The 15427-nt window shown below is 69.7% G+C and carries 14 protein-coding genes; 5 read left to right on the top strand and 9 right to left on the bottom strand.

The window, feature by feature from the left end; genetic code table 11:
• Nucleotides 1-104 precede the first annotated feature (104 nt).
• Nucleotides 105-437 (top strand): DUF3579 domain-containing protein, encoded by a 333-nt coding sequence (locus tag AC1RCS_RS20315; protein ID WP_218341861.1) that lies wholly within the window; start codon nt 105-107, stop codon nt 435-437.
• 96 nt (nt 438-533) lie between these two features.
• On the opposite strand, the gene AC1RCS_RS20320 is transcribed toward AC1RCS_RS20315, so the two are convergent.
• Complete coding sequence (locus AC1RCS_RS20320; RefSeq protein WP_218341860.1) at nt 534-1727, bottom strand: AAA family ATPase; 1194 nt, start codon at nt 1725-1727, stop codon at nt 534-536.
• Nucleotides 1728-1914: 187 nt separating this feature from the next.
• Nucleotides 1915-2214 (bottom strand): 30S ribosomal protein S20, encoded by a 300-nt coding sequence (gene rpsT, locus AC1RCS_RS20325; RefSeq protein WP_218293677.1) that lies wholly within the window; start codon nt 2212-2214, stop codon nt 1915-1917.
• Between the two features lie 211 nt (nt 2215-2425).
• Between rpsT and murJ the strand changes: the two genes are divergently transcribed.
• Both murJ and AC1RCS_RS20335 read left to right on the top strand, forming a co-directional pair.
• The gene (murJ, locus tag AC1RCS_RS20330) at nt 2426-3991 is read left to right on the top strand and encodes a murein biosynthesis integral membrane protein MurJ (RefSeq protein WP_218293678.1); all 1566 of its coding nucleotides are present in this window, start codon (nt 2426-2428) and stop codon (nt 3989-3991) included.
• Between the two features lie 84 nt (nt 3992-4075).
• A complete protein-coding gene (locus AC1RCS_RS20335; RefSeq protein WP_218293679.1) occupies nt 4076-4918 on the top strand; it encodes a SirB1 family protein in 843 nt (280 codons plus the stop codon).
• Here AC1RCS_RS20335 and AC1RCS_RS20340 read toward each other — a convergent pair.
• Together AC1RCS_RS20340 and AC1RCS_RS20345 are read right to left on the bottom strand one after the other, a co-directional pair.
• The gene (locus AC1RCS_RS20340) at nt 4915-5784 is read right to left on the bottom strand and encodes a plasmid replication/partition related protein (protein ID WP_492245816.1); all 870 of its coding nucleotides are present in this window, start codon (nt 5782-5784) and stop codon (nt 4915-4917) included. The two genes, AC1RCS_RS20335 and AC1RCS_RS20340, sit on opposite strands and share 4 nt — an antisense overlap.
• Before the next feature lie 61 nt (nt 5785-5845).
• Entirely contained in the window at nt 5846-6895 is a 1050-nt protein-coding gene (locus AC1RCS_RS20345) for a transporter (RefSeq protein ID WP_218293681.1), read from the bottom strand.
• Nucleotides 6896-7064: 169 nt separating this feature from the next.
• Between AC1RCS_RS20345 and ppk2 the strand changes: the two genes are divergently transcribed.
• Complete coding sequence (gene ppk2, locus AC1RCS_RS20350; protein ID WP_218341856.1) at nt 7065-7979, top strand: polyphosphate kinase 2; 915 nt, start codon at nt 7065-7067, stop codon at nt 7977-7979.
• A gap of 253 nt (nt 7980-8232) precedes the next feature.
• On the opposite strand, the gene AC1RCS_RS20355 is transcribed toward ppk2, so the two are convergent.
• From AC1RCS_RS20355 to AC1RCS_RS20365, 3 genes are all read right to left on the bottom strand, one after another.
• Nucleotides 8233-9231, bottom strand: a complete 999-nt coding sequence (locus AC1RCS_RS20355) for a GlxA family transcriptional regulator (protein ID WP_218293683.1) — start codon at nt 9229-9231, stop codon at nt 8233-8235.
• Between the two features lie 116 nt (nt 9232-9347).
• Nucleotides 9348-9977, bottom strand: a complete 630-nt coding sequence (locus AC1RCS_RS20360) for a DJ-1/PfpI family protein (protein ID WP_218341854.1) — start codon at nt 9975-9977, stop codon at nt 9348-9350.
• Nucleotides 9974-10774 (bottom strand): carbon-nitrogen hydrolase family protein, encoded by an 801-nt coding sequence (locus tag AC1RCS_RS20365; RefSeq protein ID WP_492245815.1) that lies wholly within the window; start codon nt 10772-10774, stop codon nt 9974-9976. The genes AC1RCS_RS20360 and AC1RCS_RS20365 overlap by 4 nt, the downstream gene beginning before the upstream one ends.
• Nucleotides 10775-11218: 444 nt before the next feature.
• Between AC1RCS_RS20365 and AC1RCS_RS20370 the strand changes: the two genes are divergently transcribed.
• A complete protein-coding gene (locus tag AC1RCS_RS20370) occupies nt 11219-12340 on the top strand; it encodes an extracellular catalytic domain type 1 short-chain-length polyhydroxyalkanoate depolymerase (protein ID WP_218293686.1) in 1122 nt (373 codons plus the stop codon).
• Between the two features lie 129 nt (nt 12341-12469).
• Here the strand turns inward: AC1RCS_RS20370 and AC1RCS_RS20375 are convergent, their stop codons facing one another.
• Nucleotides 12470-14074 (bottom strand): methyl-accepting chemotaxis protein, encoded by a 1605-nt coding sequence (locus AC1RCS_RS20375; protein ID WP_218293687.1) that lies wholly within the window; start codon nt 14072-14074, stop codon nt 12470-12472.
• Between the two features lie 217 nt (nt 14075-14291).
• Nucleotides 14292-15398 carry an AI-2E family transporter gene (locus AC1RCS_RS20380; protein ID WP_492245814.1) on the bottom strand — a complete coding sequence of 369 codons (1107 nt, stop codon included), beginning with the start codon at nt 15396-15398 and terminating at the stop codon, nt 14292-14294.
• Between the last annotated feature and the right edge of the window lie 29 nt (nt 15399-15427).

The following is a 15427-nucleotide window of genomic DNA, read 5'->3' on the forward strand; positions in this document are numbered from 1 at the left end:
ATGTGGATTAGGGTCCCAGCTCTTATATAAGAGTTAGAATGCGCGTTGCGGTGCAGCATGCAGTGATCCTGCCTTGGCCGCGCCCCACTACCACTCCAATCCCGATGGTTTCCCCCACCTCCAAAGAAGTCTTCATCCAGGGCATTACCCATGACGGGAAGACCTTTCGCCCCAGTGATTGGGCCGAGCGGCTGGCCGGGGTGATGAGCAGTTTTCGCCCGGGCGGAGCGCGGCCCGGCAGCCATTTGAGTTACTCGCCCTGGTGCATTCCGACCACGCTCAACGGGGTGAAGTGCGTGGTGGTGCACCGCGACCTGCGCGACCACGAACCCATGGCCTGGGACTTCGTCATCAACTTCGCACGGGACAACAATCTGCAGGTGGCCGAAGCCTGCCTGTTGCCAGACCCGCCCCCGGCGCCTTCCACCAGGCCTTGACCTTTCCCCCGGTGCGCCGGCGGGTGCGGAGCGTCTTTCGTGGCGTGGCCGGCCACTTCCGGGGCCCCGGTCCCACCGCCGTTCAGTGTTTTGCGATCACGCTGCACCGTGGTCAGGATCCGGTGCGGGGCTGGCGCGCAGGAGCTGGTCCGACCGCAGTCTGGCCATCCAGGCCTTCTCCACGAACGGGTCCGTCACCCCGTAGTGCCCGTGCCGGACGCGCATGAGCAGGTTGGCCGAGGTCATCATCCCGATCACGCCCTGTACCTCCTGGGCCGTGGCCTCGCGGCCAATCTGCGCTGCGTAGGCCTTGAGGGCGTCGGCGGTGAACACGCCCTTGACGTCGCCACCGATGCTGCAGATGCGCGAGAACACGGCCTCGGCCAGAGGGCCCATGGCTTCCACCTTCTGCAGTTCGACGTCGGCCGCGGCCGCGCCCAGCGATTGGGCGATGGTCGGCAGATGTTCGTCGGGCCGCGCGTCCGGCGGCAGGCTGCGCAGGATGTTCAGGGCCTTCATCAGCTCCTCGGGCCGGCTCCCCATGCTTTTGAAGGCCGCCTCCGCGACGTCCGGGGCCGGGAGCATGGGCCCGAGCTGGGGGCGGACCTGCTCCAGCACGTAGTCGATGAAGTCCCGGCCCAGCACCGGAAACTCGTTGGTCACCGCGCCGTTGAACGCCTGGTTGCCCTTGAGCGTGAGCTCCTGCACCCGCGCGCGGTGGGAGCCCGTGCCCAGGAACAGGAAATAGCCGGGCGTGCCGGGGCGGGTGTTGATGGCGTCGCGCGCGGCCTTGAGCGCGTGCAGCATGTTGTCGCCGTCGGCGCTGCCCAGGGCGTGCTGGACCTCGTCGATGATGAGCACCACGTCCGTGCGGGCCTGGTCGATCAGTTCCTTGAACGCCTGGGCCAGGCTCACACCTTTTTCCTTGCCCACATCGGAGAGCTTGAACCCGAACTTGAACCCCGCCGCGCCGGCATCGACGCTGGAGACATCCTTGAGCCGCCTGAGGATGGCCGAGCCCGGCGTCTGGAGCTCCTTCAAGGCCTTGCGGATCGCCTCGTGCACCAGGTCGGCCGGGTTGGCCTGGGGCTGGCTCCACAGGTCCACATAGACCACGATGGCGCCCAGGGCCTCCAGCGCGGGGATCAGGTCGGTGGCCAGGAAGGTGGTCTTGCCCACGCGCCGCTGCCCCGCCAGGAACAGGCCCGAGCGCAGCGACGTGTCGAGAAACGAGGGCCGCAGCAATTGCGTGGCCATCTCCTGCGCGAGGGCGGTTCGCCGGAAGGTCATGGTTTATTGGTTTTTATGAAATTCCAATAATTATGGTTCTTCAATAATTTATCGTAAAGAGACGGGGCGCGCCATTTGCATCCAGAAACGAAAAAACCGCCCGAAGGCGGTTTGTTCGTTTGCTGGCAGCGCACCCGTTACAAACGGCGAACGGCGGATGCCGTTCGGGCTGTTTGCCTGAAGTGGGTCAGGCGGCCAAGGCCAGGGCTTTCACCTTGGCGGACAGACGGCTCTTGTCGCGAGCAGCCTTGTTCTTGTGGAAGATGCCCTTGTCAGCCACGGTGTCGACCACGGCCTGCATCTTGGCGAACAGTTCGGTCGCCTTGGTCTTGTCGCCAGCCAGAACAGCCTTTTCGACGTTCTTGACAGCGGTACGGTATTTGGAGCGCAGCGAGGTGTTCGCAGCGTTGATCTTGACGTCCTGACGGACGCGCTTGCGGCCCGACGCCAGGCGCGGGTTCTTCTTCTTGGGTTTAGCGGATGCCATGGTTTTGATTCCTTGAGTCTGAGGATGATGCCAGCAAAGCCCGCGATTATAGCCCAGAGCCACTTACCGTGGTCACGGCGGCTGCTGCCGGCGCGTTGCCATCGCCTGCGCACCCGTGGAACCGGCTCTGCCAGGCCACCGGGTGCGGCCTCCCTGGGAGACGCTCCTGGGGGACGGCGCGCAGCGGCACAGGGGGGCTACACTTCTTGCGGTGTCACTGTTCAAAGCCGCCTCCACCGTCTCCCTCCTGACCCTCGTCTCCCGCATCACCGGGCTGGTGCGGGAGCTGCTCATGGCCTCGGTCTTCGGGGTCAGCGCCATGACGGACGCCTTCAATGTGGCGTTCCGCATTCCCAACCTGTTTCGCCGGGTCCTCGGCGAAGGGGCCTTCAGCCAGGCGTTCGTGCCGGTGCTGTCCGCCACCCGTGCCCAGGAGGGCGACGAAGGGGCCCGGGCGCTGATCAACCATGTGGGCACCTTGCTCGCATGGACGCTGGTGCTGCTGTGTATTGCCGGTGTGCTGGGCGCCCCCTGGATGGTGTGGGGCATGGCCAGCGGGCTCCAGCAGTCGCCCCAGGGTTTTGACGCCGCCGTCACCATGACGCGCTGGATGTTCCCCTACATCGGCTTCATGTCGCTGGTGGCCCTGGCGGGGGGCATTCTCAATACCTGGAAGAAGTTCGCGGTGCCCGCGGCGTCGCCGGTGCTGCTCAACATCGCGCTCATTCTCTCGATCGTCCTGGGGGCGCCCTGGTTCGCCCGCCATGGCATCGAGCCCATCTACGCGCAGGCCGCCGGGGTCATGGTGGGGGGGCTGCTGCAGCTGGCCATCCAGGTGCCCGCGCTGGCGCGCCTGGGGCTGCTGCCGCGCATCGGGGTGCGCTGGGCGGCGATCCGGGCCGCCTGGTCGGACCCCACCACGCGCAAGGTGATCCGCCTGATGCTGCCCGCGCTGTTGGGGGTGAGCGTGGCGCAGGTCTCGCTGCTCATCAACACGCAGATCGCTTCGCACCTGGCCACCGGCAGCGTGAGCTGGATCACCTACGCCGACCGGCTGATGGAGCTGCCGACCGCGCTGCTGGGCGTGGCGCTGGGGGTGGTGCTGATGCCGCAGCTGGCCAGCGCCCGCGCCAAGCAGGACGACGAAAGGTATTCGGCCATGCTTGACTGGGGGCTGCGCCTGGTGGTGTTGCTGTCGGTGCCCTGCATGGTGGCCTTGCTGGTCTTTTCAGAGCCGCTGGTGGCGGTGCTGTACCACTATGGGGCCTTTGGCGACCAGGACGTGCGCCAAACCACCCTGGCACTCACGGGTTATGGCGTGGGCCTGGTGGGCATTGTGGCCATCAAGGTGCTGGCGCCCGGTTTCTATGCCAAGCACGACATGCGCACCCCCATGCTCATTGCGGTGGCGGTGCTGGTGCTGACGCAGCTGATGAACCTGGTGCTGGTGCGCTACCTGCAGCACGCCGCCCTGACGCTGACCATCGGCATCGGGGCCCTCGTCAATGCCGCCTGGCTGCTGATCGGCCTGCTGCGGCGCGGCAGCTACCGGCCCTTGCCTGGCTGGGGCAAGTTCGCCCTGCAGGTGATCGCCGCGAGCGCCTTGCTGGCCCTGCTGCTGGCGTGGGGCGCGCAGCACTTCGACTGGGTGGCGATGAAGGGGCAGACCCTTCGGCGCATAGGGCTGCTGGCCGGGCTCATGGCTGCGGCGGCCGTGCTGTACTTCGGCGCGCTGTGGGCGGCCGGCCTCAAGCTGCGCCAGCTGCTGCGGCGCTGACGGCGGCAAAGGCCGCAAATGTGCTGCCAAGCGGTGCCTTCTGTCGCTTGACGCAGGCCGGCGCGGCACTTACAACCCTGCCATATGTCCCTGAGCTATTCCGTGCCCACCTCGCTGGAGTACTTTGCATCGCTGGTGCAGAGCGACGACCACTTTCCGCTGCTGGAGGCCGCGGCCAGCCTGGCCCACGACGAGTACCCGGAACTGGATGTGCAGCAGTTGCTGGGCGACATGGACCAGCTGCTCGCCCGCATCAAGCGCCGCCTGCCCGCCGATGCGCCCGCGCTGCAGCGCCTGCGCACCCTCAACCAGTTCTTCTTCGCCGACCTGGGTTTTGGCGGCAACGTCAACAACTACTACGACCCCGAGAACAGCTACCTCAACGCCGTGCTGCGCACGCGCCGGGGCATCCCGATTTCGCTGGCCGTGCTGTGGATGGAGCTGGCCCAGGGCCTGGGCCTGCATGCGCGGGGCATCGCGTTCCCCGGGCACTTCATGGTCAAGGTGCTGCTGCCCAAGGGGCAGGTGGTGCTCGACCCGATCTCGGGCCAGTCGCTCAGCCGCGAGGAACTGGCCGAGCGGCTGGAGCCCTACAAGCGACGCAATGGCCTGGTGGACGACTACGATGTGCCGCTGGGCCTGTACCTGCAGGCGGCCACGCCGCGCGACATCATCGCGCGCATGCTGCGCAACCTGAAAGAGGTGCACCGCACCCAGCAGGACTGGCAGCGCCTGATCACCGTGCTCGACCGGCTCATCGTGCTGCTGCCCGAGGCCTGGGGCGAGCGGCGCGACCGGGGGCTGGCCCATGCCGAGCGGGGCAATACCGCCGAGGCCGTGGCCGACCTGCAGGCCTATCTGGCCCATGCCGAAGACGGTCTGGACATCGACCTGATTGCCGACCGCCTCAACGCACTGCGCGGCTAGAACGGCGCGCTGTGCGCGGGCTGGTCGGCCCGTAGCTGTGCCAGCTGCCGGCGCAGCTCGGTGTTCTCGGCGGTGAGTTCCGCCACGCGGTGGCGCAGGGCCTGCAGCTCGTCGGCACTTCCCTCGGCGCCCGTGCCCGGCTGTGGCTCAGCCTTTTCTTCCTTTTCTTCTTCCTCTGAACGCGCTTCGTCGCGCGGCTTGCGCTTGTTGAGTGCGCGCACGCGCTTGGCGGCCTGCTTGAGCTCATCCTTGCCCGCGGCGACGGCCGCCACCTGCTCCTCGGCGGGCAGCGTGGACACGGCGGCGGCGGCGTTGATGGAAATGGTGCCGGACTTCACGGCGGCCACCAGCTCGGGGGCGGCCTGCTTCTGGATCTTCTCGATCATCACCACCTGGCTGCTGCTCAGCCGCGCGGCCCGGGCGATGGCCTCGCGGCTGGCCAGCGGATCGGGGGCAGGCAGGGCGGCAGCGGTCTCGGGCGCCGCCGGGGCGTCCGCGGCCAGGGTGTCGGGTGACTCCGAAGGCTCCGGGGCGCGCGCCTTGCGCTCGGCCATGATCTCGCGCTTGCGCAGGGCCAGCACACCGCGCTGGAAGTCCGACACGCTGCGGCGCCCCAGGTGCTGGTCGATCATCCACAGGTGCACGTCCTCCATCGACTGGAAACGCGGGTTCTGCACCGTCTGGAAGGGCAGGCCGTGCTTCTGGCAGATGCCGTAGCGGTTGTGGCCGTCCACCAGCACGTCGCCCCACAGCACCAGCGCGTCGCGGCAGCCCTCGGCCAGGATGCTGCGCTCCAGGGCCTCGTGCTCGTCGGGGGTCAGGGGTTCGATATAGGCTTTGAGTTCTTCGTTGACGACGATGTTCATGGTGGAAAGCGGTCCGGGAGCAGGGCAAGGGGCGCGATTGTAGACATGCCCGGGCCCGCACCTACCGATCGCGGGTGTCCCGCAGCGCCAGCCAGCCCGCCACCGCCGTGAAGGCGGCCACCACGGCCACGATGATCCAGAAACCGTGCCCGTTGTCCGCCAGCGGCACGCCGCCCACGTTCATGCCGAACAGCCCCGCCAGGATGTTGATGGGCAGGGCCAGCACGGTCACCACCGTCAGCACGAAGAGGCTGCGGCTGTTGGCTTCCTGCACGTTGGCGGCGATCTCTTCCTGCAGCAGCTTGATGCGCTCCTGCAGGCCCTGCATGTCGCGCAGCACCACCGAGAATTCCTCCGTGGAGTCGCGCAGCTCCTGGGCATCGTCCGCGCCCATCCATGCGGGCGGGTGCTGCAGCAGGCGAAACAGCGCGGCGGGCTCGGGGGCCAGCAGCCGCTGCAGGCGCACGAGCAGGCGCCGCAGCACCCCGAGCCGCGCGCGCTTGTGGTCCAGGCGGCCGGCCAGTAGCTCGTCCTCCACGTCGTCGATGCGCTGGGTCACCCCGCGCACGATGTCCACCAGGCCCGAGGCCTGGGTGCGCATCAGTTCGGCCAGCAGGGCCACGCTGGATCGCGGCGCCTGCCCGCTGCGCACCGCCGTGCGCAGCGCATCCACCGAGCGCAGCGGCCGCGTGCGCCCGGTCACCATCAGGCGCGGCGCCACGCTGGTCCAGAGCGTGGCGATGTCCGAGGGCTCGAACGCGAAGTCGAAGTGCGCGTCGTTGAGGACGGCGATCAGCGTGTCGTCGTCGCGCTCGATGCGCGTCGATACCGAGCGGTCCTTGAGCGCATCGAAGAAGGCCTCGGGCAGGCCGGCGTGCCGCTCCATCCAGCGCACGGCCTGCGCGTGGCTCAGGTTGAAATGCAGCCACAGGAAGGTGGTGGCGTGCTCCGCTTGCGGCGCTGCGGTGCCCGTGGCTGGCGGATGCCGCAGCGCGCTCAGCCACTGCGCGGCCTGCGCCGAATCGACTTCGCGCGGGGGTGCGTCGGCATCCAGCAGATAGCCGCAGATCAGCCCGGCGGCATCGCCGCCGTAGTTCAGGTGGGCATTCACGGCAAAGAGGGCGCGCGGCGGAAAGGAGGGAGACAGGCTGGCACCGCCGCATGTTGGCGCGCGGGCGTGACAGCGCCGTGACAGATCACGCCGATGTCACAACACTGTCACCTGCCGGCGCCACGATGGCGCATCTCTCTGTCTATTTGCCTGCACGGATCGGTTGCCCATGTTTCACCAGAACACCCTTGACACCCAGGACTTGATGCAGCGCATCGCCAACGACCTGATCGACAGCTACGACGAAGAGCTGGAGCTGGAGATCGAGGACCGCAACGTGGACGATCTCGGCGCGCCCCAGCCCACGGACAAGCTGGCGCGCCAGCTTTACTTCAAGGAGCTGTTCCGCCTGCAGGGCGAGCTCGTCAAGCTGCAGGACTGGGTGCAGCACAGCCGCCAGAAGGTGGTGATCCTGTTCGAGGGGCGCGACGCGGCGGGCAAGGGCGGCGTGATCAAGCGCATCACCCAGCGCCTGAACCCGCGCGTGGCCCGCGTGGCCGCGCTGCCCGCGCCCAACGACCGCGAGCGCACGCAGTGGTACTTCCAGCGCTATGTGGCGCACCTGCCCGCCGCCGGCGAAATGGTGCTGTTCGACCGCAGCTGGTACAACCGCGCGGGTGTCGAGCGGGTCATGGGCTTTTGCACCGACGACGAATACGAGGAATTCTTCCGCACGGTGCCCGAGTTCGAGAAGATGCTGGTGCGCTCGGGCATCACGCTCGTCAAGTACTGGTTCTCGATCACCGACGAGGAGCAGCACCTGCGCTTCCTCGGGCGCATCCACGACCCGCTCAAGCAGTGGAAGCTCAGCCCCATGGACCTGGAAAGCCGCGTGCGCTGGGAGGCCTATACCAAGGCCAAGGAAACCATGCTGGAACGCACCCACATCCCCGAGGCGCCCTGGTGGGTGGTGCAGGCGGTGGACAAGAAAAAGGCGCGCCTGAACTGCATCGCCCACCTGCTGTCGCAGCTGCCCTACCAGGAGGTGCCGCATCCGGCGGTGGTGCTGCCCGACCGCGTGCGCAACCCCGAGTACCTGCGCCAGCCGGTGCCCGCGTCGATGTACGTGCCCGAGGCGTACTGAAGCCCTCGGGGTAAGATGATTGCTATTATTTATATAGCTGTCAGCGCTTTCCCATCAAGCGCTGGAGGCCAGAAAAGCCTCAAGTACAGGACTGCGGCGCCGCACCCCTGAGCCTCTGGACCGTCGGGACCGCATCCCGCTCCTGCAGCGCCTTCGGGAGGGGACTCTGGCACGGCGGTGTCCGTGTGGCCGGGGCAGGGCCCTTGTTGATTGGCCACGCCACGCCGCACAGTGGTCTCCTGTGTGTTCCTTCTCAGTGGGGCCGCCGCGCCGTGCCCTGGGACGGCGTGCCGCCCCGGCCGAACTGGTGCCAGGCGCGGCGCAGCTGCGTGTCGGAGCTGAAGCCCGCCATCTGCGCGGCCTGGGTGACGTTGCGCCCGGACTGCAGGGCCGCTTCGGCCGTGGCCAGTCGGATGCGGCGCAGGTACGCCAGCGGCGCGATGCCCGCATGCTCCAGGAACAGCCTTGTGAGGTGCCGGGGCGAGGTGTGCGCCACCTCCGCCATGGCGGGCACGCTCCAGTCGGCCTGGGGTTGCTGGCCCACGGCGTCCTGCACGCGGTGCAGCGCGGCGTGCAGGTGGTTGCGGTGGTGCAGGAAGGGCGAGAACTGCGGGTCGTCCGGGCCCCGGCGAAGCCCGATCACCATGGCCTGCGCCACCTGCACGGCCACGGTGGGGCCGCACAGGTCCGAGATGCGGTGCAGCAGCAGGTCGATGCCGGTGGTGACGCCCGCGCTGGTGTAGATGGGCCCGTCGGTCACGAACACGCGGTTGGCGGCCACGTCGCAGCGCGGGTCCACCTCGGCCAGTTCGTCGAGGTGCAGGTGGTGCGTGGTGGCGCGCCGGCCGGTGAGCAGGCCGGCATGCGCGGCGAGCACCGCCCCGGCGCACACGGTGACCAGCTCGAGCTGCCCGGCCACCGGGCGCAGGCCGCGCAGCCAGTGCAGCAGCGCCTGGGCCTCGCCGTGGCCCACGTCGATGCGCCGGCCCGGCAGGCCCACCAGCACCACCCAGGCGGGGCTGGGCAGCACCTCGGGCAACGGCGCCAGGCCCGTGAGCGCGACGCCCACGGAGGTCATGGACTCGGGCGTGGGGCTCACGAAGTGCTGCACGAAGCGCTCGGGCAGGCCCCGTGCGCGCAGCGTCTGGTTGGCGATGCGCAGCGCCTCCGCGGGGCCTGCCCAGTCCAGCACCAGGCTGCCGGGCAGCAGCGCGAAATAGACGTGGATGGGGGCGGGTGGCATGTCCTGCATCAGTGTTTCCTTGCTTCGTCCGCGGCCTTGAGAATCGGCACGGCCGGGGCCCGTGCCCCCGGAGCCGGCCTTGCCAGGCCCCGGCGGGAGAGGGGGAGGGGCGGCACGGGCGGCCTTCAGGGCGCGGGATTCCAGGGCGTGTCCATCTGGCGGGCGGTGCGCTGGGAGAGCGCCGAGCCCGCCAGGCGCGTGACCAGATGCAGGCTCATGTCGATGCCCGCGCTGATGCCCGCAGACGTGACGAGCGCGCCCCGGTCCACCCAGCGCACATTCTCCTGCACGTTGAGCGCGGGAAACTGCGCGCGCAGGTCCGCGATGTCCTCCCAGTGCGTGGTGACGGGCCCTTCGGTGACCACGCCGGCCGCCGCCAGGATGAACGCGCCGGTGCATACCGAGGCCGTGACCCGCGCGCCGCGCGCGGCCCGGGCCACCCAGGCGCGCGTCTGGGCGCAGGCGGCGGCTGCATCGACCACGCCCCCGGGCACGATGAGCACGTCCGGCGCCACGGCGGTGGCGAAGTCGGCATCGGGCAGCACCCGCAGGCCGGCGCGCGCCTGCACCGGCTGCATGCCGCGCGCCACGCACTGGACGGCAAAGGGCACGGGTGCGCCGGGCCGCAGGCGCTGCTGCATGCGGGTGGCGGTGGTGAACACCTCGTAGGGGCCCGCGAGGTCGAGGGCCTCCACGTCGTCGAAGACGAGGATGGCGATCTTCAGCGGATGGGGGGCAAGGGTGGCTTCGGTCATGGTGCGGTGGCGGGCTGGGGTGGCGTGGGGGTGGAAAAGACGTAGCGCGGGTAGGTGTCCTGCGCGGCGGCGACCGCCTGCAAGTCCAGGTCCACGGTGCAAAAGGGCTGTGCGGGCGTGGTGCGCGCGAGCAGGGCGCCGTCGGGGCTGATGGCCCAGCCCGCGCCGCCATAGGTGCCGGCGGCGGCATCCACGCGGTTGGACGACAGGCTGTAGGCCCCCGTGCGCACGGCGGCCACGGTGCCCACCGCCAGCCATTTGGCGGTGGTGGCCGCCGCCGTGGCACGCGGCGACAGGATGGCCTGCACGCCGCCGAGCGCGGCATAGGCGCCGTAGGTGTCCAGTGCCCAGAGTTCGGAGCAGATATTGAGCCCGAAGCCGAGCGCACCGGCCTGCAGGCGGGGGAAGGCGGCGTCGCCGCGCTCGAACCAGTGCGCCTCCCAGCCGCCGGGTTCGTCGGGCAGGTGGAACTTGCGCCGCAGCGGCAGGTAGCCGCCCTGGCGCGACCAGGCAAAGCCCTCGTTGAAGCGCTGTCCGCCCACCGTGACCGGGCGGGCGCCCACCACCCAGTCGGTGTCCAGCGCGTGCAGGCGGGCTTGCCAGGCGTCGCTCAGCGCCACGGCGGCATCCCAGCGGGCGGGTTCGGGGGGCAGGGTCTCCCACAGGGGTTCGACAAACGCGAACTCGGGCAGCAGCACCAGCCCGGACCGCTCGGCGCGGGTGTGCGCGCACAGGGCGGCCCAGGCGGCCTCCAGCAGCACGGGTTGGCAGGGAAGTTCACAGACGGTGGCGCGCATGGCGGTGGATCCTCGTGGCATGGGCAGTGTGGAAGCGGGCGGGCAAGGGTGCGGTGCCGATCACTATCGGACAAATCTCAAGAGGCCTGCTTCTGCAGCGGGTATCTTGCAGCGCTCATAGTGCCTGCGGGTACTGGATGTGTCCGAACTCGATGGGACAGGTTTCGATCAATTTGCGCCATATATCGGGCGACACCTGCCGCGTGGATGCCGGCAAGGTGCCCAAGGGCTCTGGAAAGTCCGAGGAAATGGCCCACCACGCTGGATGGACAAGGGGTTCCAGCTATCAAATTGAGAGTTTCGTGCGCGGGAGGCCAGATGCTGTTATGGTGATTAGGGTTTTCCCTTGTTTCGTGGGGCGCCCCACCGCCTGCATTGGCCACGCCCCACCGCCGTTTGTTTGCCGCCCTTCATTTTTTTTCTATTCCCCCACACCAGCACACCATGGCCCCACGCTCCCGCCTGTTCTCCCTGTCAGCGCTGACGCGGGCGTACCAGCGCAACCTGAAGGCCCTGGTGCGCGCGACACGGCCCGCGCGCCCGGTGCGGCGCAAGGCGGCGGTGCCGCTGGCGGCGCCAGTCGCCGCGCGGGCTGGGGCGGCGGCACCCGGCGCGCGCGCGCCGCGCAGCGCCGCCGTGCGGGGCGAATGGCTGGCGGGGGTGGCGCCGGGGCCCGCGGGGGCGCGGCGTTACCACCTCTACATCCCGCCGGGGCTGGCGCCCAGGCCGGGTGAGCGTTTTCCGCTGCTGGTCATGCTGCACGGCTGCGGCCAGACGGGGCGCGATCTGGCCATCGCATCGCGCATGAACCGGCTGGCCGCGCGCGAGCGGTTTCTGGTGCTGTACCCCGAGCAGGAGCGCGTGGCCAACGCGCACGGCTGCTGGAACTGGTTCGAGCGCCGCAGCGGCAAGGCACAGGCCGAAGCCGCCACGCTGCTGGCCGCCGTGGACAAGGTCGCGCGCCGCCAGCCCGTGGACCTTGCCCGCGTGGCGGTGGCGGGCCTCTCGGCCGGCGCGAGCATGGCGGTGCTGATGGCCGCGCTGTATCCCCACCGGTTCTGCGCCGTGGCCATGCACTCGGGCGTGGCGCCGGGCACGGCCGAGTCCGCGGCCACCGCCATCGCGGCGATGCACGGGCGGCGCGAGGCGCAGCTGCCCGAGCCCCTGCAGCGGCGCGTGGCCAAGGCGCCGGCCATCGTGGCCGGTGGTGCGGCGCCCATCCCCGCGCTACAGCCCGTGCTGCCTCCGCTGCTGGTGCTGCATGGGGACGCGGACGGCGTGGTGTCGGTGCGCAACGCCGCGGCCACGGCGGTGCTGTGGGCCCAGGCGCTGGGCGCGCGCGCCGGAGCGGTGCGCACCCTGCAGCGTGGCCAGCGGCACGCCATGCAGGTCACGGAATACAAGGCCCGGGGCCGCACGGTGGTGGCGCTGCGCGAGGTGGTGGGCCTGGCCCATGCGTGGAGCGGCGGCGCGGCCCACCAGCCGTACAGCGATCCGGCGGGGCCTGATGCCTCGGCCCTGGTCTGGGCCTTCGTGGCGCGGCAGTTCGATCGCAGGCGGTTTTGAATCAAATGGCGTCCGGGCGCTTGCTGGATAAGCGCTGAATGCTATTGATTATGTAGCAAAAGAGTCGCGCGGCGTGCCATGGCCGGGCGGTGCGCGAGAAGGACGCGCGCGCGGTGCGAAGCCCCGCCGTCAGCGCAGCTGGCGCGGCGCCGCGGCCGCGGGCAGGGAGGGCGCCGCGTGGCCGGCGCCATGCGCGCCGTTCAGGTGAAAGGCCGCGACCACCTGCTTGAGCTCGTGCGCCTGCTGCTGCAGCGCGGCGGCGGCGGCGGTGGCCTGCTCGACCAGCGCCGCGTTCTGCTGTGTGCCCTGGTCCATCTGCGCGATGGCCTCGTTGATCTGCTCGATGCCGTCGGTCTGCTCGCGGCTGGCCTGGCTGATCTCCTCGATCACGGCCGACACGCGCAGCACGCTGTCCACCACGTCCTGCATGGTGGCACCGGCCTCCTGGGCGAGCTGGGCGCCGGCTTTCACCTGCTCGGCGGAGTTCCCGATCAGGGCCTTGATTTCCTTGGCGGCTTCGGACGAGCGCTGCGCCAGGCTGCGCACCTCGGTGGCCACCACCGCGAAGCCCCGGCCCTGTTCCCCGGCGCGCGCCGCTTCCACGGCGGCATTGAGGGCCAGGATGTTGGTCTGGAACGCGATGCCTTCGATCACACCGGTGATGTCGGACACCTTGCGCGACGAGGCGTCGATGGACCCCATGGTCTGCACCACCTTCTCCACCACCGCGCCGCCCTTGCGCGCCACGTCGGAGGCGGACTGCGCCAGCACGCTGGCCTGGTGGGCGTTGTCGGCGTTCTGCTTGACGTTGGAGGTCATCTCCTCCATCGACGCCGCCGTCTGCTCGAGCGCGCTGGCCTGCGATTCGGTGCGCGCGGAGAGGTCCTGGTTGCCGGACGCGATCTGCTGCGAGGCGCTCGCGATGTGCTCGGTGCCGTCGCGCACGCGCTGCACGATGCGGTGCAGGCTGCCCTGCATGCCCTGCATGTCCAGCAGCAGGCTGGAGCGATCGCCCTCCCGGGTCTCCACCGACACCGACAGGTTGCCCTCGGAAATGCTGCGGGCGATGGTGCGCGCGTAGCCGGGCTCGCCGCCCAGCTGGCGCAGCAGGTTGCGCGAGATCAGCGTGCCCACCACCAGCAGCGCCGCGCCCAGCAGCAGCGCCACGGCACCAAAGCCCAGCGCGCGCTGCCAGATGGCGGAATTGACCGTGTCGATGTACACCCCCGAGCCGATGACCCAGCCCCAGGGCGCGAATCCCTTCACGTACGAGGTCTTCTCCACCGGCGTGTCGCTGCCGGCCTTGGGCCACAGGTAGGGCACGAAGCCCGCGCCGCCGGCCTGCACGGTGCGCACGAACTCGACGAACAGCTGTTTGCCGTTGGGGTCTTTGTTGGCGGTGAGGTCCTGGCCGTTCAGCTCGGGGCGGATGGGGTGCATCACCATGCGCGGGTGCATGTCGTTGATCCAGACATACTCGTTGCCGCTGTAGCGCAGCGCCTGGATGGCCGCCGCCGCGCGCTTGCGGGCCTCGTCATCGGGCATACCGCCCTTGGTGCTCAGGTCGTGGAAATGCGTGGCGATGCCGTGCGCCGCCTCCACGACCTGGCGCACGCCGGTCTGGCGTTCTTCCAGGATCAGCTGGCGCTCCGACACCAGGAACCATGCTGTCATCACCACGATGCCGAGGATCGCGCTCAGCACCAGAAGGGCCAGTTTTCTTGCGATGGTCATGGGAAGCCTTTACAACGGGAAGGTCTGGACGCGGTGGTCCTGCGGGCTGCACGGCACTGTCAGGCAGAGTACTGCCGCAGCCTTTGCGCAAGCCTTGGCGAAAACCCGCATGAGCAGGGCACGGCCGGCGAAAGAAGGCGGCCCAGGCGGGGCCCGGGGCGGGATATGGCGCCGGCGTTGTCCGGCCCCGGCACCCCCGGCGCGGGGGGCGCGGCGTCTACACGAGCCGCGCCGCCACCAGTTCCTTCTTGAGGTAGGCGTAGAACAGCGGTGCCGCGACCAGCCCCGCGGGGCCGAAGACGGCCTCGGCCACGAACATCACACTGAGCAGCTCCCACACCCCCATCTGCGTGCGGCGGCCCACCACCTTGGCGTTGATGACGTATTCGGCCTTGTGGATGAGGATCAGAAAGCCCAGGCAGGCGGCAGCGGCCAGCGGCGATACCGACAGGCCCACGATGGTGATCACCACGTTGCACACCAGGTTGCCCACGATGGGCACGAGCCCGGCCACGAAGGTGAAGGTGATGAGCACGGTCGTGTAGGGCAGCGCCAGGCCCCACAGCGGCAGCACGAACAGCAGGAACAGCGCCGTGAGCAGCGTGTTGAATGCCGCGATCCAGAACTGCGCCGCCACGATCTGGCGGAACGCCTCGCCGAACAGCGTGATGCGCAGCTTCAGCTGCTGGGCCAGCGGCCCCCGCGCCAGGGCAGGCGGGCGCACGGCGGCCAGCGCGCCGATCAGCAGGCCCACATAGGCAAACAGCAGGCCGGCCAGCCAGGCACGCCCCGCCATGGCCAGCGCGCCCGCCTTGGCGCCCAGGTAGCCGGCGATGATGCGCTGGATTTCCGCCGCGCCTTCCGGCAGGTGGGCCGCGACGTCGGCGGGCAGCTTCAGGCGCAGTTCCAGCACGGTGCGCGCCATGTAGTCCAGCAGCTCGCGGTACTGCTGGGGCGCATCGACCAGGTAGCCCCGCGAATGGGTGAGTCCCGCCGCCAGCAGGGCCAGTGGCAGCAGCATGACCAGGCCGGCGGCCACGACCTGGGCCGCCCGCACGCTGCTGGCGGAGGGCGTGGCCTGGCGCTGCGCCCGGCCCAGGCCGTGGGCGAACCAGCGCGTGAGGGCGCGGGTGAGCAGGAAGCCCAGGCACACGCACAGCAGGCCCGGGAGCAGGCCGCGCCACATCACCAGCAGCAGCACGGCCGCCACCAGCAGGTAGCTGGCCACCACGATGCCCCGGGTCAGGGTGCGCGGTGGCAGCGTGGCGGGCGTGGGTTCTGGCGGCGCAGAGGAGAGGGGGGCCGAAGGGGGACGCTGCGCCATGCGCGGAAGCGGGCTGGGGTGGTGGGGCG

It is taken from the genome of Acidovorax sp. GW823-FHT01C06, from assembly GCF_058798375.1.

Bases quoted from the DNA above. Each gene is read 5' to 3' on its own strand.
- AC1RCS_RS20315 (WP_218341861.1), top strand. From the start codon at position 105: ATGGTTTCCCCCACCTCCAAAGAAGTCTTCATCCAGGGCATTACCCAT.
- AC1RCS_RS20320 (WP_218341860.1), bottom strand. From the start codon at position 1,727: ATGACCTTCCGGCGAACCGCCCTCGCGCAGGAGATGGCCACGCAATTG.
- rpsT (WP_218293677.1), bottom strand. From the start codon at position 2,214: ATGGCATCCGCTAAACCCAAGAAGAAGAACCCGCGCCTGGCGTCGGGC.
- AC1RCS_RS20335 (WP_218293679.1), top strand. From the start codon at position 4,076: ATGTCCCTGAGCTATTCCGTGCCCACCTCGCTGGAGTACTTTGCATCG.
- AC1RCS_RS20340 (WP_492245816.1), bottom strand. From the start codon at position 5,784: ATGAACATCGTCGTCAACGAAGAACTCAAAGCCTATATCGAACCCCTG.
- ppk2 (WP_218341856.1), top strand. From the start codon at position 7,065: ATGTTTCACCAGAACACCCTTGACACCCAGGACTTGATGCAGCGCATC.
- AC1RCS_RS20355 (WP_218293683.1), bottom strand. From the start codon at position 9,231: ATGCAGGACATGCCACCCGCCCCCATCCACGTCTATTTCGCGCTGCTG.
- AC1RCS_RS20360 (WP_218341854.1), bottom strand. From the start codon at position 9,977: ATGACCGAAGCCACCCTTGCCCCCCATCCGCTGAAGATCGCCATCCTC.
- AC1RCS_RS20365 (WP_492245815.1), bottom strand. From the start codon at position 10,774: ATGCGCGCCACCGTCTGTGAACTTCCCTGCCAACCCGTGCTGCTGGAG.
- AC1RCS_RS20370 (WP_218293686.1), top strand. From the start codon at position 11,219: ATGGCCCCACGCTCCCGCCTGTTCTCCCTGTCAGCGCTGACGCGGGCG.
- AC1RCS_RS20375 (WP_218293687.1), bottom strand. From the start codon at position 14,074: ATGACCATCGCAAGAAAACTGGCCCTTCTGGTGCTGAGCGCGATCCTC.
- AC1RCS_RS20380 (WP_492245814.1), bottom strand. From the start codon at position 15,398: ATGGCGCAGCGTCCCCCTTCGGCCCCCCTCTCCTCTGCGCCGCCAGAA.